Origin of the sequence: Amycolatopsis coloradensis (assembly GCF_001953865.1) — a bacterium.
Taxonomy (GTDB): Bacteria; Actinomycetota; Actinomycetes; order Mycobacteriales; family Pseudonocardiaceae; genus Amycolatopsis; species Amycolatopsis coloradensis.
The window spans coordinates 224,626-244,350 of record NZ_MQUQ01000017.1; the positions used below are offsets into that span (position 1 = coordinate 224,626).

At 69.3% G+C, this 19,725-nt stretch carries 15 protein-coding genes; 4 read left to right on the top strand and 11 right to left on the bottom strand.

What is annotated here, in order from left to right; all coding sequences use genetic code 11:
• Positions 1–60: 60 nt before the first annotated feature.
• Positions 61–1,617: an alpha/beta hydrolase gene (locus BS329_RS30275; protein ID WP_076164898.1), complete on the bottom strand. Its 1,557-nt coding sequence runs from the start codon at positions 1,615–1,617 to the stop codon at positions 61–63.
• Between the two features lie 286 nt (positions 1,618–1,903).
• On the opposite strand from BS329_RS30275, the gene BS329_RS30280 reads away from it, so the two are divergent.
• Entirely contained in the window at positions 1,904–3,076 is a 1,173-nt protein-coding gene (locus tag BS329_RS30280; RefSeq protein WP_143253262.1) for a macrolide family glycosyltransferase, read from the top strand.
• 77 nt (positions 3,077–3,153) lie between these two features.
• On the opposite strand, the gene BS329_RS30285 is transcribed toward BS329_RS30280, so the two are convergent.
• From BS329_RS30285 to BS329_RS30305, 5 genes are all read right to left on the bottom strand, one after another.
• Positions 3,154–4,881: an aminotransferase class V-fold PLP-dependent enzyme gene (locus BS329_RS30285; RefSeq protein ID WP_076164901.1), complete on the bottom strand. Its 1,728-nt coding sequence runs from the start codon at positions 4,879–4,881 to the stop codon at positions 3,154–3,156.
• On the bottom strand, positions 4,878–5,645 hold the full coding sequence (locus BS329_RS30290; RefSeq protein ID WP_076164902.1) for an amino acid ABC transporter ATP-binding protein: 768 nt from the start codon (positions 5,643–5,645) through the stop codon (positions 4,878–4,880). Before BS329_RS30290 ends, BS329_RS30285 begins: the two co-directional genes overlap by 4 nt.
• On the bottom strand, positions 5,638–6,537 hold the full coding sequence (locus BS329_RS30295) for an amino acid ABC transporter permease (protein ID WP_076164904.1): 900 nt from the start codon (positions 6,535–6,537) through the stop codon (positions 5,638–5,640). Before BS329_RS30295 ends, BS329_RS30290 begins: the two co-directional genes overlap by 8 nt.
• The gene (locus BS329_RS30300) at positions 6,524–7,486 is read right to left on the bottom strand and encodes an ABC transporter substrate-binding protein (protein WP_076164906.1); all 963 of its coding nucleotides are present in this window, start codon (positions 7,484–7,486) and stop codon (positions 6,524–6,526) included. The genes BS329_RS30295 and BS329_RS30300 overlap by 14 nt, the downstream gene beginning before the upstream one ends.
• 174 nt (positions 7,487–7,660) lie before the next feature.
• The gene (locus BS329_RS30305) at positions 7,661–8,878 is read right to left on the bottom strand and encodes a family 8 glycosyl hydrolase (protein ID WP_076165037.1); all 1,218 of its coding nucleotides are present in this window, start codon (positions 8,876–8,878) and stop codon (positions 7,661–7,663) included.
• 139 nt (positions 8,879–9,017) lie between these two features.
• Between BS329_RS30305 and BS329_RS30310 the strand changes: the two genes are divergently transcribed.
• Positions 9,018–9,419, top strand: coding sequence for a PPOX class F420-dependent oxidoreductase (locus BS329_RS30310; protein WP_076164908.1), 402 nt, complete (start codon positions 9,018–9,020; stop codon positions 9,417–9,419).
• A 242-nt stretch (positions 9,420–9,661) separates the two neighbouring features.
• Here BS329_RS30310 and BS329_RS30315 read toward each other — a convergent pair whose 3' ends face one another.
• The 5 genes from BS329_RS30315 to BS329_RS30335 form a co-directional block, all read right to left on the bottom strand.
• Positions 9,662–11,029 carry an MFS transporter gene (locus BS329_RS30315; protein WP_076164909.1) on the bottom strand — a complete coding sequence of 456 codons (1,368 nt, stop codon included), beginning with the start codon at positions 11,027–11,029 and terminating at the stop codon, positions 9,662–9,664.
• Complete coding sequence (locus BS329_RS30320; protein WP_076165039.1) at positions 11,026–11,586, bottom strand: TetR/AcrR family transcriptional regulator; 561 nt, start codon at positions 11,584–11,586, stop codon at positions 11,026–11,028. Before BS329_RS30320 ends, BS329_RS30315 begins: the two co-directional genes overlap by 4 nt.
• 91 nt (positions 11,587–11,677) lie before the next feature.
• Positions 11,678–12,883 carry a P-loop NTPase family protein gene (locus BS329_RS30325; protein WP_076164911.1) on the bottom strand — a complete coding sequence of 402 codons (1,206 nt, stop codon included), beginning with the start codon at positions 12,881–12,883 and terminating at the stop codon, positions 11,678–11,680.
• Complete coding sequence (locus tag BS329_RS30330) at positions 12,880–14,643, bottom strand: dynamin family protein (protein ID WP_076164912.1); 1,764 nt, start codon at positions 14,641–14,643, stop codon at positions 12,880–12,882. Before BS329_RS30330 ends, BS329_RS30325 begins: the two co-directional genes overlap by 4 nt.
• Before the next feature lie 120 nt (positions 14,644–14,763).
• On the bottom strand, positions 14,764–15,807 hold the full coding sequence (locus BS329_RS30335; RefSeq protein ID WP_076164914.1) for an IniB N-terminal domain-containing protein: 1,044 nt from the start codon (positions 15,805–15,807) through the stop codon (positions 14,764–14,766).
• A 290-nt stretch (positions 15,808–16,097) separates the two neighbouring features.
• Here BS329_RS30335 and BS329_RS30340 point away from each other — a divergent pair, with 290 nt between their 5' ends.
• Both BS329_RS30340 and BS329_RS30345 read left to right on the top strand, forming a co-directional pair.
• On the top strand, positions 16,098–17,237 hold the full coding sequence (locus BS329_RS30340) for an Hsp70 family protein (protein WP_076164916.1): 1,140 nt from the start codon (positions 16,098–16,100) through the stop codon (positions 17,235–17,237).
• Positions 17,234–19,600 (top strand): helix-turn-helix transcriptional regulator, encoded by a 2,367-nt coding sequence (locus BS329_RS30345; protein ID WP_076164917.1) that lies wholly within the window; start codon positions 17,234–17,236, stop codon positions 19,598–19,600. Before BS329_RS30340 ends, BS329_RS30345 begins: the two co-directional genes overlap by 4 nt.
• The last annotated feature ends 125 nt before the right edge of the window (positions 19,601–19,725 follow it).

Genomic DNA, 19,725 nt, shown 5'->3' on the forward strand with positions numbered 1-19,725 from the left:
TACATGAAGGCCCCCTTCACGTACCTGGGCGCAAGGAAGGGGGCCTTCATGTACTTGGAGCTAGGCGGGCAACCGGGAGGTAGCCATGTCAGGTGCGGCCGCGGGTGCCGGAGGAGGCACCGGGAGCGGCAGCGGCGCGCATTCGACGTCGGCTGTCCGCCCCGGTTTGCGGTCGGGCAGCGCACCGGTCGCCAGGTAGTCGGCGATCCGGTTGTCGACGCACGCGTTGCCGCGCGGGGTGATGGCGTGGCTCGTGCCGCCCGGCTCACCGATCAGGCGAGCGCCGGGAAACCGGCTACGGACCTCGAGACTGCCTTCGTACGGCGTCGCCGCATCCAGCGTCTCACCGATCATCAGCACACTCGGCACCTTCTTGCCGTCGACCTTGACCGGCTTGCCGGGCTTCGCGGGCCAGTACAGGCAAGGCCCGTTGTACCAAGCGTTCTGCCAGGTGAAGTACGGCGCTTTCTGGTAGGTCCGCCAGTTGTCGTGCTTCCACTGCTGCCAGCTCTGCGGCCACTTCACGTCCGTGCACTGGACGGCGAGGTAGACGGCGTACCCGTTGTCGTCGCCGCGTCCGCCGAAGTTCTCGAAGAGCCCCTTCATCGTCTGCCAGTCACCCTTGTTGACGAATTTCGCCAGCGCGTCACCGAGCAGTGTCCAGCGCAGCTGGTAGTACGAAGCCTGCTGGAAGACGTCGAGGAACTCGTCCGGCCCGATGTAGCCGCCTGCCGGGACCGCGGCCAGCTTCTTCAGCTGCTCGTCGAAGACCCGCTTCACCGCGGCCTGGGTCTTGCCGAGGTGGTACACGTCGTCGTGCGACGCGACCCAGCCGAACCAAATGTTGAGGTTGACGTCGTACGCCAGATCCTGGTTCAGGTTCGCCTGGTACCAGACGTTGCGCGGGTCCACAGTGGAATCGAGGACCATCCGGCGCACGTGCTGCGGGAACAGCGTCCCGTAGACCTGGCCGAGGTAAGTGCCGTAGGAGTACCCGTAGAAGTTCAGCTTCTCCGCGCCGAGAGCCTTGCGGATGCTGTCCATGTCCTGGACGGTGTCGGTCGTCTTGATGTTGTCGAGCAGCGCGCGGCTGTTGTTCTTCGCGCACGCCTCGGCGTAGGACTTCGAGCGCTCCAGCCAGGTCCTCTCCAGCTGCCGCGTGGTCGGCACGTAGTTCGGCCGGTTGTAGTCCATGTAGTTCGGGATGCACGAGAGCGCGGGTTTGCTGGAGCCGACGCCGCGCGGGTCGAAGCCGACCCAGTCGTAGGCGTCGCCCGCGTGGTTCGGCACGCGTGTCCCGCGGGTCGCGAGCAGCAGCCCGGAGCCGCCGGGGCCGCCGGGGTTGGTGAGCATGACGCCCTGGTACCGCGCCTCGGATGTCTTGTGTTTGACGCGGCTGAGCGCGAGCTGGATCTTCTCGCCGCGCGGACGCGAGTAATCCAACGGAACGGACAGGTAGCCGCACTCGGCACCGGCGTTGATCAACGTCGGGTCGGTGCACGCCCCCCAGGTGATCGTCTCGGCGGGTCGCGCCGCCTCTTCCGCACCGGCCGGCGCGGTCACCGCGACCGAGGCGAGTGTGGCCACGGCCAGCGCGGTGATGAGAACACGTCTCACGGTTTCTCCCTTTCCCTCCAAAGGTGAAGCCCCGAAACCCTATCCACGGTCGCGACCTGGGGAAGTCTTCCGGCGAAGGTCCCTACCAACGGCGGGTCCCGATCGCGGCAAACCGGGCAACCGGTTAATCGGTTGGGAGGCCTCGGCCGGCGCGCTAGGATGTCGATCATGATCTGCCGAATCCGTATGCGCACCGCCTGAGACGGCGTGACCGCCGGGCCGCCCGCGATCGGGAGGCCCCTTTTCCGCGCGCCGTCTGACATCCCTTCACGGATCCAGACAGGACATCATGCAGAAGCACATCGCGATGATCGGCTGCACCGCGCCGAGCCACATCTACCCGTCGCTGGCCATCATCCGTGAGCTGGTCGCTCGCGGGCACCGCGTCAGCTACGTCGTGGGCGAACCGCTCACCGGGTTGATCGAACCGACCGGGGCCGAGGTCGTGTCGCATCCGTCGATCCTCCCGCTCGGCGACCAGGCGGCGTGGCCGGAGGACCCGGGCTCGCAGATGCGGGTCTTCCTCGACGAGGGCATCCAGGTGATGCCGGTGCTGACCGATTTCTACGACGAGAACCGCCCGGACCTGCTGCTGTACGACATCGGCGGGCTGACCGCGCCCCTGCTCGGCAAGCGCTATGACGTTCCGGCGGTGCAGCTCTCCCCGACGTACGTCGCCTGGGACGGCTACGAAGACGACATGCGCGAGATCCTCGACTCGCTTCGCGGCTCACCGTCCGGAAAGGACTATTTCGCCACTTTCACCCGGTGGCTGAAGGAAAACGGGATCGAGGCCGACGCCTGGGACTGGATCTCCCATCCGGAGCAGGTTCTCGCGCTGCTGCCGAGGGCGATGCAGCCCCACGTCGAGCGGGTTCCGTCGTCGGTCCGGTTCGTCGGCCCGGCGCTGGATCCCGAACGGCTGGCCGACCGGAGCTGGACCCCGCCGTCGAACGGCAAGAAGGTCCTGCTGATGTCGCTCGGCACGGCGTTCACCGACCAGATCGACCTGTTCCGCGCGTGCGTGGACGGGTTCCGCGACTCCGACTGGCACGTGGTCATCTCGATCGGGCAGACCGATCCGGCCGACCTCGGGCCGCTTCCGGAGCACATCGAAGTGCACCCGTTCGTCCCGCAACTGGCCGTGCTGGAGGCCGCGTCGGCGTTCATCACGCACGCCGGTATGGGCGGCAGCACGGAATCGCTGTGGTACGGCGTGCCGACCGTCGCGATCCCGCTGGCCACCGACGGCTTCGCCAACGCGGCGAAACTGGCGGAACTGGGCGTCGGTGAGGAACTCGCGGCCCCGGACGTGACGGCGTCCGTGCTGCGGGCCGCTGTCGAACGGGTGGCCGGGTCGCCCTCGGTCGCGGCCCGCCTCGCCGAGGTCCGGGCCGAGACGCGCGGGAACGGCGGGATCGACCGGGCGGTGGACGCCGTGGAGTCCTTCTTGAAGTAGCTCCACTTGTTATGAACGGACCTTTCATAACAAATTTTGTTATGAAAGGTCCGTTCATAACACGCCGGGGGGGGCGTTCAGGTGGCCCTGATCTCGTTCAGGTAGTTGTAGATCGTGTACCGCGTGACGTCGAGTTCCCCGGCGAGGTGGTCCACCGAGTCCTTGATGAGGAAGAACCCCGCCTCGTCCAGTTCCCGGACCACGGCCGCCTTGTGCCGCTTCTTCATCAGGTCCACCGGGATCCCGGCCTTCGCCACCGCGCGCCCGATCAGGAACCGTTGCAGGCTGTCGACGTCCGGCGGGAACGTCTCGGGTTCGTGCCCGTTGGCCTTCGGCGCGCCGTCGGACAGCCGGTTGACGCACAGGCAGCCGATCGCGACCCCGTCGGCGTCCCGCAGGAACAGCGTCGAGGACCGGATCGCGCGCCCGTCGGGACCGTGGGTCTCGTAGTTTGTCAAGTCCTGGGTGGTGCCGCGGCGGACCAGGCCCAGCAGGAGATCCGTCATCGGGCCGCCGACCGTCCGGCCGGTGAGGTCGCCCGCGATCGCGACGATCGAGTCCGGCAGCCGGGAAAGGTCGTGCAACAGGACTTCGTTGCCCGGCCCCAGCATCGCCGCAAGCGCGTGGACCGCCGGGACGAGCGCCGTGAGCAGATCACCCGAAGTCGCCGACGCGACGACCGGCGCTTCGAAGAAGCGGACCGGTTTCGTCAGCCGTTCCAACGCCGTCCGCACCAGCTCCGCCGTGCTCGCCGGAGTCGACGCGTGCGGCGACAGCCGGACGTGTTCCGGCCGCACGGTCGCGGCGATCCCGGCGGTCGCCAGTGCGGCCCCCACCTGCTCGGCGGCGTGGCCGGGCAGGGTGAAGGCGAGGATCCCGGCCCGCCGTTCGACGGCCGAAACCACCTCTCCCCCAACAGATTCCACGACTTCTTCGAGTTCGCCGACGCGTTCGGCGATTCGCCCGGCGATGGCCTCGACGCCCGCCTCTTCGACCAGTTCCAGCGCGGCCGCGAACGCGCCAGAGGTGATCGGGCTCAGGTTCGAGATCGACCACGCGGCCGCGGTGTCGTCGGCCGGATGGATCTCGTCGTCGAAGAGGCCGGGGTCACGGGCGCCGGTCCAGCCGGACAGGATCGGTTCCATCCGCTCCAGCGCGCGATCCGAAAGCACGGCGAATCCGGTGCCCCAGCCCGCCCGCAGCCATTTCTGACCGCCGACGACGAGGACGTCCGCGACCTCCCAGGGCGCCGCGGTCACCCCGAAGCCCTGGATCCCGTCGACGACGAGCAGCCTGTCCCCCGCCACCTCGCGGATCGCCGCCAGATCGGCGCGATACCCGGTGCGGAAGTCGACAGCGCTCACGCTGACCAGCGACGTCTCCGGCGTCAGGGCCGCTTTGACCGCGTCCGGCGTGACGTTCCCCAGCGGCAGCCGCCGCACGGTCAACCGCCCCGCTTGTTCCGCACGCGCCCACGGGTAGGTGTTGGCCGGGAACTCCGACGCCGAGACCAGCGCCTCGCCGCCCGGAGCGTTGAACGCGGCCTGGAACAACCCGAGACTGGTGTGCGGCAACAAAACCGTGTGATCGGTGTCGCTGCCGGAAAGCCGCGCGGCGGCCGCTTTGGCGCGGGTCTCCTGCCGCATCAGGTCGTCCACAGTGGACGGACCGGCCTTGGTGGACCGGTCGAGCAGGCTCGCTGTCGTGTCGAGCACGGCGTGCGACGGCGGACCGAACCGGGCGAAGTCGAGGTACCCGGCCGGTTCGCCGAACTGCAGCAGGTACCGCGGCGAGATTCGCGTCATGCGAGGACCCGGGCCAGGAACTGCTTGGTCCGCTCGTGCTTCGGGGCGCTCAGGATCTCCCCCGGAGGCCCGGTCTCGACGACCGCGCCGTCGGCCATGAACACCACCTCGTCCGCCGCCTCGGCCGCGAACCCCGTCTCGTGCGTCACCACGACCATCGTCATCCCCTCCGCGGCCAACGTACCCATCACCGCCAGCACCTCGCCCACGAGTTCCGGGTCGAGCGCCGACGTCGGCTCGTCGAACAGCATCAGCTTCGGTTTCATCGCCAGCGACCGGGCGATCGCGACCCGCTGCTGCTGCCCGCCCGACAGCTGCGCCGGGTAGGCGTCGGCGCGGTGCGCGAGGCCGACCCGATCGAGCAGGTCGAGCGCCTGGACACGCGCCTCCTCCGGCGGAACTCCGAGCACCCGAACCGGCCCCTCGACGACATTCTGCAGCGCCGTCCGGTGCCCGAACAGGTTGAACCGCTGGAACACCATGCCGATGTCGCGCCGTTGCCGGGCGACCTCGCGTTCCTTCAGTTCGTACAGCTTGCCGCCCCGCAGCCGGAAGCCGATCGGCTCGCCGTCGACCCAGACCTGTCCGGCGTCGATCGTCTCCAGATGGTTGATGCAGCGCAGGAACGTGCTCTTCCCCGCGCCCGACGGGCCGAGCAGGCAGACCACCTGTCCTTTGCGAACTTCGAGGTCGATCCCGCTCAGCACTTCGGTGTGACCGTAGCTCTTACGGACGCCGACGGCCTTGAGCAACGGCTCAGCCACGTTCACTCCTCACCAGCGGCACGGTGCGCAAGGCCTTGGCGGCACGGGAAAACGGACTTCGCGACCGGTCTTCGGAGTCGAAGGCGCGCTCCAGATAGTGCTGTCCGACACCGGCGACGGTCACCACGACCATGTACCAGACCGCGGCGGCCAGCAGGGTCTCCATCACCAGCAGGTTGTTGGACGAGATGTTGTTGGCGGCGTGGATCAGTTCGGTCACGCCGATCACCGACGCCATCGACGTGCCCTTGAGCATGTTGATGAAGTCGTTGCCGGTCGGCGGGATGATCACCCGCATCGCCTGCGGCAGCACCACCCGGCGCAGCGTCGCGCCCGGCGACATCCCGATCGACTTCGCCGCCTCCGTCTGTCCACTGTCGACACTGTTCAGGCCGGCGCGGACGATCTCCGCCATGTACGCGCTTTCGTTGAGCGCCAAGCCGAGCAGCGCCGCGGTGAACGCGGTGATCAGCACGTTGCTCTGCTCGTGCAGCAGGTAGCCGCCGAACGGCAGCGGGATCGAGACGAATTCGAAGACCAGCGCCAGGTTGTACCAGATCAGGATCTGCAACAGCACCGGAAGCCCGCGGAACAGCCAGATGTAGCCCGCCGCGAACCAGCGCGCCACCGGATTCGCCGACCGGCGCATCAGGGCGATCACGATCCCGATGACGATCGCCGAACCCTGCGCGATCACCGCGAGCAGCACGGTGTTGAGCAGACCGACCGCCATCACCCGGTACCACAGGAACTCCGGGACGGAATCCCAGTGGATCTGGGCGTTGCCGAGCGCGATCCCGAGCAGGACCAGCAGCACGAGGATGACGACGGCGCTGACCCAGCGGCCCCAGTGCTTCAGCCGGACGATCGGCAGCGGCTCAACTTCCGCCATTGAGCTTCGCCTCCTTGACCGCGCCCTGTTCGACGCCCCAGGCCTGGAGGATCTTGCCGTAGGAGCCGTCGCCGATCAGGGACTGCAACGCCTTCTGGACGGACTCGGCCAGCGGCTTGTTCTCCTTGTTGACGCCGATCCCGTACGGCCCGCCGTTGATCGGCTCACCGGGGACGACCTCGAAGAACTTGCCCTCGCCCGCGGTCCGCGAGATGTAGACCGCACTGGGCAGGTCGTTGAGGATGGCGGCGACCCGGCCGGTGCGGAGCTGGTTCTGGTTCTGGGTGTCGCTGTCGGTCGCGGTCACGGTCAGCGCGGGTTTGCCGCCCTGCGTGCATTCGCCGTTCTGTTCTTCGGCGAACTTCTGGTGGCTCGTGCCCTGCACGACCGCGACGTTCTTGCCGCACAACGTGTCCGGGCCGGCGATCTGGTCCGGGTTTCCCTTGCGGACCATGATCGTGATGCCGGAAGAGAAGTAGTCGACGAAGTCGATCTGCGCCTGACGGGTCTTGGTGTCGTTCATCGCGGCCATCGTGAGGTCGACGCGGCCGGACTGGAGGCTCGTGATCAGCGAACCGAACGCCATGTCCTGGTGGTGCACGGTGACGCCCAGCTTCTTGCCGAGGGCCTTGGCGAGGTCGACCTCGTAGCCGATCGGGGTCTTGCCGTCGGCGGCGTAGAAGTTGTTGGGCGCGGACTGCAGGTTCGACGCCAGGTGCAGCATCCCGGCCTGCGCGTACTTCGCGGGCAAGGTGACGGCAGCGTCCTTCTGGATGCCTTCGATCAGTGTGGTCGTGTCCGGGATCGCGGCGGGCGCCCCCGAGGCCGCGGGTTCCTGGCCGCCCGCCCCGTCGGGCCCGCCTCCGCAGGCCGCGGTGACGAGCGCGGCCAGGCCGGTGACCACGGCCAGGCGCCAGGTTCGGGTCAGGATGAGCGGCGTCGACGGCATGACGGACCTCCACAGGCTTCAGATGGTCGCCGACGCTACAACTGCCTGTTGAAGTGGTCAACTGGCAGTTGAAATCCTGTCCGGTGGATGTCCGTTTCGCGCGTGAAGGCCCCCTTCACGCGGCCATGGTTTTAAGTGACCAGCCGAGGGAAGGGGGCCTTCACGCGAGTTAGGTCAGACAGCGATGTAGTTCCCCGAGAGAATAAGCAGGACCTGCAGGGTGATGCCGGTGCCGTAGTAGTCCTTGGCGTTCGGCGACCAGGTCGTGATCGACGTCCACAGCTTGTCGAGCCAGGCCTGGCTGCCAGGGTCGTTCATCGCCGCGATGGCGAACGACGCAGTGAAGCACGGGTGCTGACCGGTCTGCCCGGAGATCTTGACGCCCGAGAGCAGGTAGCCGGTGGTGATCTTGGCCGGGTCGCCACCGGTGTTCTGCTGGATCCAGGTGTTCATCTTCCGGACCTGGCCCTGCGCCGGGCTGCCCGCCACAGTGATGCCGTCGACGCCGAGCCGCCACGGGTCGCGGCAGGCGTTGTAGCTGTACTTGTCGTCCTTGCCTTCGAGGAAGTCGAAGGGGGCGGGCTTCGGCGTGGAGTTGGTGTTGACGACGAAGTCCGGGATCAGGCCGGTCTTCGGCGCGTACTGCTGCTGGAGCTGGCTGACGGCCTGCTCCTGCCGGGTCCGGACCTGTCCCCAGAACGAGTCGCCGGTGACCTTCTCGAACGCGCGAAGATGCCCCGGCATCCAGTCGGAAGACCGCGAGCTGTTGATGTACTTGCCGCTGTCGGCCCAGTCGGCCAGCCGCATGAACTTGGTGGTGGGGTGCACCTCGCTGCGCTTGATCGCCTTGATGATCCGCAGTGCCTCGGCCTTGTAGTTCACCGAACCGCCGCTGCCCCAGACCTTGTCGGCGAGGAGCAGACCGTAGGCGATTTCGAGGTCGCCGTCGGTCGCCGAGTCGGTGCCGTTGACGCTCTTGCAGCTCGCGTCCTGCTCGGCGGCGTGCAGGTCCTTGTCTATCGACGAAGGGTGCGCCTTCACGAACTTGAGGATGCCGTCGAAGACGGTCCGGGCTTGCGAGTCCTTGTTCCCCATCATCGCCGCGATGGTCATGCCGTAGCCCTGGCCCTCGGCGACGAAGTCGTGGTCGGCGTCCGGCGCCTTGACCGCGTAGGTGCCCGACCCGCATTTGGTGGTGAGGAAGTTCTTCTTCCAGAAGTCGTAGTACTTCGCGAGTGCCGCGTCCTGCGTCGCCTGGGACACCGACGGGCGCAGAACTCCCGGCAGATAAGGGGTCCCCTGAGCGGTCACCGCGGTGGCGGGGGCGGTCGTGGCGACCAGCCCGGCGGTCAGCGCGGCCGCGGCCAGCACTGTCCGAACGGTCTTTCTCATGGCTCCTCCGGAAACGTCGTTGGTGGCGGCGGCGCGTTTCGAGCGTGACATCCGGATCGGCCAAAAACAAGAGAGTTAAGAAAGTTTCCTTACTATTACCTCAAATGACGCTTGCGTGAACGTGCCCTAGCGTGAGCGTATGACGATCGATCTGAGCACGCGCGGCGAGACCTTCCGGGAATTCTGGACCGAGCGGCACCTCGCCACCCTGACCACCGTCCGCCCCGACGGGACCCCGCATGTCGTCGCCGTCGGGGTCACGGTGGACTTCGAGGCCGGGATCGCCCGCGTGATCACGTTCCGCTCGTCCAAAAAGGCCCGCATGATCAAGGAAGCGGGCGAACAGGGCATTCCGGTCGCCGCCTGCCAGCTCGACGGACCGCGCTGGTCCACTTTGGAGGGACGCGCGGTACTGCGCGAAGACCCGGAGTCGGTCCGCGACGCCGAGAACCGCTACGCCGCGCGCTACCGGCAGCCCAAGCCGAACCCGGAGCGCGTGGTCATCGAGATCACCGTGAGCCGCGTACTCGGCAACGCCTAGCGGGCGAGCCGGTAGCCAGTGTCGAAAGCAGGTGGGCGAGCACGGCGACCTCTCGTGCCCGCCTCGGTTCGCCGGACTCGTGAAGATCGTGCGAAGTGGCGGGTTTGCCGTTCGTCCGCGAAGGATGTCAGCTGGGGCGTGCTCCGAGCGTCCACAAAGGTGCCGCTGACACGAGTAACACCCTGCAGCCAGCCCGACCGCCACCACCTCACCAGCCACACCAACTTCACGGACTCAACCGTCTAGCCTCGCACGCTCCTGCTCGCGGCGATGACGAGCGCGCTGACGGCGAGGAGTGGCAGCGCCCAGAACGCCGCGGTGACGTAGCCGCTCCGGGTGGGCAGCAGTCCGCCGTCCGGAGTGGTGGCGGCGAGCAGGAAACCGGCGAGTGCGCTGCCGACGCTCATTCCCATGCTGCGGGCGATCTGGTTGATCGAGAGCACGCTGGCCGCTTCTTCTTGCGGCACACCGACGAGGACGAGCTTGGGCATCACCGCGAAGACACCTCCGACGGCGAAACCGAGTAGCGCGATCGCGGCGAGGACGGCGAGCAGGGACTGGTCACCGGCGACGAACAGCAGGGCACCGGCGGCGGCGATCGCGGCCGAAAGCGTGTACGTCCACCGTTCGGTGATGCGCGAGATGAGGCGCGGCACCGACTTTCCCGCTACGAACCCGAGCAGCGAGAACGGGATCAGTGCCGCGCCGGCGGCGACACCGGGGAGCGCGAAGCCGTAGTGGGCGCCGTCGGGGGTCTGCACGTAGCGGGTGAACAGGCTGAACAGCAGATACAGGCCCGCCCCGGCGATGAGGATCGCCAGGTTCGCGCGCAGGATCGGCGCTTGGCCGAGCAGCCGAAGATTCACCAGCGGTGTCGTGGTGCGCAGTTCGACGAACGCCCACCCGGCCAGGATCGCGGCGACACCGGCGAGGGCGCCGACAGCAGGCCAAGGCGCCGACCAGATCGAGGGTTCGGCGATGACGAGGAGGAGCCCGAGGGTCCCGGCGGCGAGGAGCAGCGCGCCGATGACGTCGATCCGGGGCCGCTCCCCTGGCGCCTCGACGGGCAAGGTCCGCCAGGCGATGGCCAGCGCGACCGCGGAGAGAAGGAGTCCGAGTCCGTATGCGGCGCGGAGTCCGGCGAACTGGTCGATGAGGCTGATCACCGGATAGCCGACCCCGATGCCGACTGTCGACGCGACCGACAACGCGGCGATCGTCGACGTCGAACGCTCCGGTGGCAGGTGGGCGCGGGCGACACTCATCAACAACGCCCCGACCGCGACCGCGAGCCCTTGCAGCCCGCGGCCGATCAACAATGCCGCGAACGGGAGCGGGAGAACCGTCAGCAGTCCCCCGGCCGTCACCAGTGCCGAGGTGGCCAGGATGGTGACGCGGCGGTACGGGCCGCCGCCGAGCCTGCCGAGAACCGGGCCCGCGATCGCACCGGTGAAGAGGGTCACCGTCAGGGTCCACTGCGCGGCGTCGAGGGACACGTGCATCTCGGTGGCGACCGGGGTGATGAGGGGTGCGCCGACACTGCCGATCACCGCGCCCGCCAACGCCGTACAGATCAGCGCGGCACTGAGGCGCCCGGCGGAGGCGGTCACCGGTTCGTCTCGGTGGTGATGTGCGAGAACAAACCCGGCTGGATCCGGGTGCGGATACCCTCGGCCCAGGCCGCGTCGACCTCCCCCACATCCAGCGCGGCACCGGCGTTGAGCAGCATCCCGTAGGCGAGGAACGTCTTCACGGTCACCGGTTCGAGTCCGGTGCCGTCCTCGGCCGTACCCCACATCCGGGCGAAACACTCCCGGACCGCGTCCCGCACCTCCGGGTCGCCACACGCGGCGAAACCCTGAAGCTGCACCAACAACCCGGTCCGGTCGGCCAGCAGATCGAAGTACTGGGCGCCCATCGCCGAGAGCGCGTCCAGGCCCGCCTTCCCCTCGCCCGCGTCTCGCATCCCGCCGATGACCCGCTCGAACGCCGCCCGGACCAGCTCCAGGAACAGGGCCTTTTTCGTGCCGAACATCCGGAAGACATACGCCTGTGTGATCCCCGCCTGCCTCGCGATCGTCTCCGTCGACGCCCCGTGCAGGCCGTGTTCCGCGAACTCGGTCGCCGCGATGGCCAGCACCTGCGCACGCCGTTCGGTTCCACTCATCCGTTGGGCCATACGTCCTAAGTTACCAGTCACTAACTACTAACAAAAGCAAGGCGAATTCCCGTGAGGCAGGGGCCGCAGTAAGCAGGCGTCAGGCGACGAACAGGCTGAGCAGTCCTTCCACCGAGCGCACGATCACCCGCGCGGCGGCGCGTTCGGCGTGCGCGGCGTCGGCCCGTTCCGCCTCGTGCCGCCATCGGACGAGCGCGCTCTCGGCGCTCGCGTGGATCTCGGCCGGGTCCGCGCCGGGTTCGAGGCCGAGCCGTTCGGTGGGCGCGAGTCCCTGCGCGCCGAGCAACCGGACGGCCTCCCCGGCGATCTCCCCGGACAACGCCGTACGGCCGCCACGGACGTCGGCGATGAGCCGCAACTCCCGGAAATCGTGCGCGGCGGCGGCGAACCGCTCCACGCGCGCGGCCAGCCGATCCCCCTGCCGGACCGGTTCGGCGGCGAGCAGGGCTTCCAGCCGCAGCACCGCCGTGCGTGCCTTCAACGCTTCGGCCCTGGCGACGAAGCATCCCGCGAGCGTGTCCCGCAGGTCGCCGAGACCGCTGCGGTGCACGAGTTCCGCCGAAAGCTTCAGCCTGATCTCGCAACCGGTGCGGATCAGGGTGATCGCCAGCCGGACGCCGTAGAGCCCGAACCGCGCCACCAGATGTTTCCTCGACTCCGGCGGGACCCGCACCGGGAACGGATCGTCCACAAAGGAGTCCACGGACAGGAGATACCGTTCCAGGTCCTGCCGGGAGATCGACGCCAGCGCGCGCAGCACCTCGAACTCGTCGTCCCGCAACGCCCGGCCCGCGTATCCCAGCTGCCCGGCGACCGCGATGACGCCTTGGAAACCCGCGCAATGCGGGTCGTCGCGCCAGGCCCGCCGCGCCAGCTGTTTCGCGGTGAGCAAGGCGTCGATCCGGCCGGCGCCGACCTCGTCGGCCCGGCCGAGCACCAGTACCGAGTTCACCGCGCTCTGCCGCGCGAACGCCGAGCCGCCCGCCGGGCGGACACCGGCGAGTTCGTCCGGTTCGAGGTGACGCACCAGGCGCACCGTCGCGTCGACGTGCTCGGCCGGTGCCGGAGTGTCGAACAGTTCGAGTTCACGCAGCGCCCTCGTCGGCCATTCCGCCAGCGCGGAGACCAAAGTGGACTTCCCGGTGCCCGGCGTGCCGACGAAGCCGACCCGCAGCGGTTCTTCCAGTCGTTCCAGGCATTCCCGCAGCATCGCCACCGCGTGCGGACGGTCCCGGTAGAGCGTGGCGGCGTCACTCAGCAGTTCACGGACGTCGAGCGCCGTCACGCGGAGAGCTCCCGGCGCGGCACGGCGCTGGTGCCGAGCGCGCCTGCCTTCCGGTGCAGAGCGGCGAGCCGGTCGATCTCCTTCTTGACCCGCTGGGTGCGCCGGTCCCGTTCGGCGGATCCGGCGATGATCAGTTCCCGCCGGCGGGTCAGCTCTTCCGCGAGTTCGTCCGACAGCGCGGTGAAATGGTCGCGCAGCCGCCGCTGGACCTGGCGGATCTCGTCCTTGATCTCCTTGCTGAACCGGATGAACACGTCGTCGACGTGGCGCTGCGCCGCGGCCTTCGCCAGCGCCTGGCGCCGCTGAAGCCGCATCCCGCCCTCGTCACGCACACTTTTGGTGGCGAACGCGACACCGGCGCCGAGGGACACCGGGTTGATCAGCGGCAGCCCGGCGAGACTGGTGACCAGTCCGAACATCAGCACGCCGCCGTAGGAACCGCGCAATCCGGTGAACAGTTTCTGCCCGATCTTGAACCGCTCGATCTTGGGGGCGCCGACTTCGGGGATCGAGTCCACTCCGGACCCGGTCAGCGGCAGATCCGGGGCGCCGTACCGCGCGCCGAAACCGGTGGCGACCGCGTGCGCGATCCACGTCGACCGGTCGGACACCCAGTTGTAGTTCGTCTCGACGGCCTCGGCGAGGTTCTCTTCCAGCCAGGTCCGGAAATCCGGCCAGATCCGCACCGGGTCGCCTTCGTCGAAGGTGCGGTCGATATGCCGCACGATCACCCTGGTCCGCTCACGCAGGTCGTATTCGGCGTCGGAGACCAGGTCGGTGATCTCGTCCGACAACAGGTTCTGCCAGCGGACGTTCTGCCGCCGCAGGTTCTCGGAGCGCCGTTGGGCCTGGTGCAGCAGGGTGACCTGGTCGACCCCGCTGTCCTGCGAGAAGGCGTCGAGCCGCGCCTGCAACGTCTCGACCAGTTCGACCGCCGCCGCGCGGACGCTCACCGCGGCGGCGAGCGCCCGGGTGCGTTCGATCGGGCGCGCGGCCTGTTCTCCTACCCAGTTCAGGAGTTCCGGGTAACCGGACCGTCCATTGAGGTCGGCGTCACCGGCCTTCGCGGCGGCTTGGCGCACGGTCGCGGACACGGGGAAGACGTCGGCGACGACGCCGGTCTGCGAAAGCGCGGCACGGTTGCGGGCGGCGAGTTCCCGCCAGTCCGGGCTGACGTCGATCTTGGTCAGCGCCAGCACCAAGGCCGGGCACCAGGTCCGGATGTGCCGGGCCAGCGCGAGTTCGGCGGGCTGGAGTTCCTGTGTCGCGTCGGAGACGAGGATCACCGCGTGCGCGTCGGCGAGGACGTCGAGGGTGGCCGCGGTCCGCGGCGAGCGGGGATCCCCGATCGCCGGGGTGTCCACCAGCACCAGTCCCGTGCCGAGAAGTTCTCGCGGCAGGCCGACCTCGACCCGGCGCAGCGAACCGGGCGGCCGGACCTCGAGTTCCTTGGCGAGGTCTCCGACCGGCACCCGTTCACGGGCGTGCCCGACCAAGGTGGCGGCGGGGTCGGGGGCGTAGCCGATCTCGGTGGGGACGGCGGGCGTGCTCGCGTCCCCGACCGCGCAGACCGGGGCGTTCAGCAGCGCGTTGAGCAGGTAACCCTTGCCCTGCTTGGGAAAACCGACCACCGCGATCCGGGTGCCCGGAACCTGCTGGTCCCGTCTCCGCCGGAGGCGTTCGGCCAGGTCGGCGCGACCATGGGCGGCACAGGCGTCCAGGGTCTCGTTGAGCACGTCGAGCCAGGCGGGGGCTGTCACGGGGATGCAGTGTTCCCTTAACCAAGCGCGGAATCAATGTGGCATGGGCCAACATGAGCGTGGGGCCCCGCGACCTGCTGCGGTCGCGGGGCCCTGGCACGAAAGTGAAAAATGTTCAGCTCAGCCGATGTGGATGTCGTTGCCCGAGGCGATGTCACCAGCACCGAGGTGGATGTCGCCGACGTTGCCGACGTTGTGGCCGATGTTGTTGCCGACCTCGGAGACCACGTCGTGGACGTCGGAGACGCCGGCGTGGTTCGCGACGTTGGCGACCTCGTTGGCCACGTTGCCCGCGACGTTGCCGGTCACGTCGCCGTGGTTACCGAGGTTGTTCGCGAGGTCACCGTTGGCGTAGTTGTTCGCGACGTCGTGCACCTTGGTGGTGACGTCGGCGACGCCGGTCTGGCCGATGACGCTGGTCAGGTCGCCGACGGTCGACAGGAAGTCGGGGGCACCGCCCGCGACACCGTCGACGCCGGGCAGGTCGCCGACGGCCGGAACCGAGTCGAGCGCCGGAACCGGAACGGCGTCCACGGCGGGGACGTCGTGGGCGAGGTCGGTCGCGGTGTCGACGGCACCGTTGGCGAGACCACCGGCCTGGCCGAGGGAAGCGGCGTCGAGGCCGTGCGAAAGGTCGCCGGTCAGGCCGAAGCTGCCGACGGTGTTCTGCGCGAGGGCGGTCACGCCGGCGGCGGCGTTCGACACGTCGGTCACGTCGGTCACGACCGGGACGGCGGGCACGCCGACCTCCGGCAGGCCCGGCACGGCCGGGACACCCGGGAGACCGGCCTCGGGGAGACCCGGCAGCGCACCGGCACCGGGGACGTCGACCGGCAGGCCCGCGGTCAGCGCGGTGAGCTGGTCGATCGCGCCCTGGACACCGTCGGCGCACTCGCCGTCGGTGCCGTTGACGACGTTCGCGACGCCGCCGAAGCCCGCCAGGTTGTCGGCGGTGGAGGCGGCGGTGCCGGAGACGTCGGTGGCGGTTTCGACCGGGACGAAGTCGAGCACCAGCGGGACGACCTCGTGCACGTCGGCGGCGTTGATGTCACCGAGGCCGGCGTCGGCGAGGACCTGCTGCGGGTCGTCGGCGAACGCCACGCGGGCGGCGGTGTCGTTCAGCAGGTTCAGCGTGAAGTCGTGCAGGGTCTGGACGGAACCCATGGAAGGACTCTCCTGGTGGTCTGGGTCGATGGAAGCGCAGCGGCACGGAGGCACGGCTGATCGCAGGTCACCGAAGCTAGCGACGGGGTACCTGTCAGCACATCGGGGATCACTCCCGGTCGTCACTCACTCAGCCGATAGGGGATCGGTATGACATCGTTAGGGCGTTAGGGGCTTAACCGAGACGCACCTTGTTGGGTTTAATGCCAACCCTCACCCGGATGGGTCAAGCCGTTCGGGTGAGTGGCCCTAAATGTCCCTGGGGCTGGTCAAGCGAAGGAGGATGCGCGTTGCCCTACGTCCTCGGCATCGATATCGCCTCGACCCGCACCACCGCCGCCACCTGCGTGAACACCGGTGACGGCTGGGGCGTGCCTGAGCCGTCGTGGCTCGGCGGGCGCGGCCCGTCGGCGGCGTCCGCGGTGTTCCTCGACGACGACGGCTACCTGCTCACCGGGGACGCCGCCGTCGAAGCGGGCCGGTCGGCACCCGCTCGGCTGCTGACCGGGTTCCACGAGCGGATCGGCGACGACGTCCCGGTGATCGTCGGCGGCGAACGCTTCCCCGCCGAATCCCTCAGCGCCGTCCTCGTGGACGCCGCGGTGGATCAGGCGGCCGAGCGCTTCGGGGAGGAACCGCGGCACATCGTGATCACGCACCCCGTCGGCTGGGGCTCGTTCCGCCGCGACCTCCTGCGCCGGGCCCTCACCGAAGCCGGGTATCCCCGCGCCGCGCTGGTACCGGCGCCCATCGCCGCACTCCACGCGTATCTCGCCCCGCGAAACGACGTCACCGCCGGGATCTGCGAATTCGGCCCGGACGGCGCGGTGGTCACGATCGCCGCCGCCGGGGTCAACGGCTGGCAGCCGGTCAAGACGGTGGAAGGCGCCGACCCCGGTGAGGCCGTCGGCAAGGTCTTCGAACTCGCGCACGGCGCGGGAATCCAGCCGACGGCGTTGGCGGGCATCGTGTTCTGCGGCGAGGCCCCACCGGTTCCGGGCCGGACGCCGTGTCCCGTCTTCGCGTCCAGCGACCCCGTGCTGACGGTGGCGACCGGCGCGGCCAACATCGCCGCACGACGTGACGTCCCCCCGCGTCCGAGCGCCCTGGCCGCGGTGGAGACCGTGGAAACCACCCTGCTCCCCCGGGTCGACGTGCCGGGAGAACTCACCGAGCGGCCCGAACGGCCGCCGGTCGACATCGCCCCGTTCCCCTTGCCGGAACGCACCGGGGCGGCGAAACTGCTCACCCGGCGCAAACCCCTCGTCGCCGGAGCCGCGGTCGTGGTGCTGGCCGCGACCACCCTGCTGCTCACCTTGACCACTCGTGAAGCCACCGCGGGCAAGGGTCCCGAAGCCCCTCCCACCACTTCGAGTTCCTGCGCGCCGCCCACCCCCGGCGCCGTCACACCCCCCGAAGGTCGCTGTTGAACGCACTGCTCGACAAGCCCGGCATCATCCATCCGGGTGCCCGGCGCCTGCTCGATGAGGTGACCACCGCCCCGGAACTCCCGGTGCGGGTCACCGTCGTCGCCCCCGGCGGGCACGGGAAGACCCATCTGCTCGGCCTGCTCGGACGCCACTACGCGGGCGCCGGGGTCGAGGCCCTGCTGGTCGACGACGCCGACCAGCTCGGCGACGACGAGATCGCGAAGATCAAGGCACTGGCGGAAGAAACGACCACACCCGTCGTACTGGCCTGCCGGGCGACGGCGCGGACCAAGGCGTTGCGCGCCCTCGCCGACTCCTTCGGCAGATCGGTGTCACTGGGCGCTTTCGGCGTCGATGACGTACGCCGGCTGATCGAATACGCCGGTGGCGATGCGGCCACGGCCGAGGACGTCCACGGCAGAACCGGTGGCGTGCCAGGGCTCGTGCTCCGCGCGGTCACCGGCAGGCTCGCGGACTTCCGCGGTGAGCTGGAACAACTGGACGAGGACGTGCACCGCTTCCTGATCGCGGCCGAAGCAGGCGCGGGCCGGAATCTCGATCTGCTGGCGGCGCTGCTCAACCGCGATCGCGAGGACCTGCCCGAAATCTTCGACGGCGCCAGGGCGACCGGGCTCCTCGGCGAGGACGACGTCCTGCTGCCGATCGCCGCCGAAGCCGTCCGCACCTGGGGATCGCCGGGGCGGCGGCTGACCGTGCTGCAACGGCTGGTGGAACTCCAGTTGCGTGACGGGCTCCCGGTACTGGATCTCGCTCGTTCCCTGCTGGGGACGGGAAGTTCGGGCGCGAGCGCGGCGGCGGCCTTCGAGGCGGCCGCGCGTGAGGCGACGGCGGACGACACGAAACTCGCGGCGCGGCTTTACGAAGCCGCGTCCGAGGCCGGTGGGCGCGGCGCGGCGCTCACCGTCGGCTGGGCGCACGCCGCAGCGCTGGCCGGGGACCTCGACACCGCGCTCCGGCTCGGTGACGGCATGCTCGGCAGCACGTCGGACACGGACGCCAGGGCGGCGGGCGCCGAAGTGGCCGCGACGGTGCTGGCGCATCGCGGCGAACTGGCGCACAGCGCCGAGCTGTACCAATGGTCCGGCCGGGCAGGCTCGAAGGCGTTCGCCGCGATCGCGCTGCTGGGCACCGGAAAACTCGAAGCCGCCCGTGGCGTGTTGGAGACGCCCGAAGTCCCGACCCTGTTCGCGGGCGCCGCCTCACGCACCGCGCGTGCCATCACCGACTCGGTGTCCGGCTGCGGCGCGGAGACCCTGTCGGCCCTGCTGGGCGCGGCGTCGATGCTGGAGTCGGCGGGGGCACCGGCGCCGCTCCCGGACAGCCCGGCGGCCCTCGCGGCGTTGGTGGGCCTGCATTCCGGCGAACTCGCGCTGGCCGAGTCGGTGCTGAGCCGCGCGGTGCGCGGGCGGATCGGCGGCGACCTGCTCGCGAAACGGCACCGGCTGCTGCTCGGCTGGGTCGCGATGACCGCGGGCGACCTCAAGACGGCCGCCGAGGCCTTGCTGCCACCGGAGGGTCTCGAAGCCCGCGACGAACTTTTCGCCGCTACCCTTCGACTCGGCCTGGCGCGACGGGCGAGCGACCTTCCCGGGCTGCAACGGTCATGGGACCGGGCCTACCAGGCTTCGATGCGACAGCAGCCGGACCTGTATTCGCTGCTGCCGCTGGGAGAACTCGCGATCGCGGCCGCACGGGGCGGGGCGAGCGCCAAACTGGCCGGGCAGCTGGAGCGGGCGCATACGGTGCTCGACGCGCTCGGCAACCCTCCACTGTGGACAGCCACCCTGCGCTGGCACGAACTGCACGCCGCCATCACCGTCGAGAACCACGCCTCGGCCGGTGAACATCTGGCCGCGCTGAACGACTTCGCCTCCTGCGGACGGTATCCGGCGGCGCTCGCCTCCGCCGCGACAGGCTGGCTCGCGGTCCTGACCGGGACCTTCGACCCCGAGACGATCACCGCGTCCGCGTCGGAACTGCACGAACTCGGGCTCTGCTGGGACGCCGCCCGGCTGGCCGGGCAGGCGGCGATCCGGACCTCGGACCGCAAGGCGATGGTCCAGTTGCTCGAAGCGGCGAGGCAGTTCCAGGGCCGCGCTCCGGAACCCATCGCGGCCACCGGGCTGAACGCCTTGAGCGAACGGGAGCTGGAGGTCGCGCGGCTCGTCGTCGACGGGCTGACGTACAAGCAGGCCGGGAGCAAACTGTTCATCTCGGGGAAGACCGTGGAGCACCATATGGCCCGGATCCGGGGGAAACTCGGGGCCGGGGACCGGCGGGAGTTGCTGGCGATGCTGCGGGAAATGCTTCCGGCAACCGAAGCGGACACGCGAATCCGATAAGTTGCCCGCCAGCTGCGCCTACCTCTCGAAAAATTCTGAGAAGAGTTGTCGGATCGGGCCGGTGGCGTTCGTGGCAGGGATGAGGCCGCCCGCGAGGGGCGGTGCCCAGGCAAAGGAACCGCGAT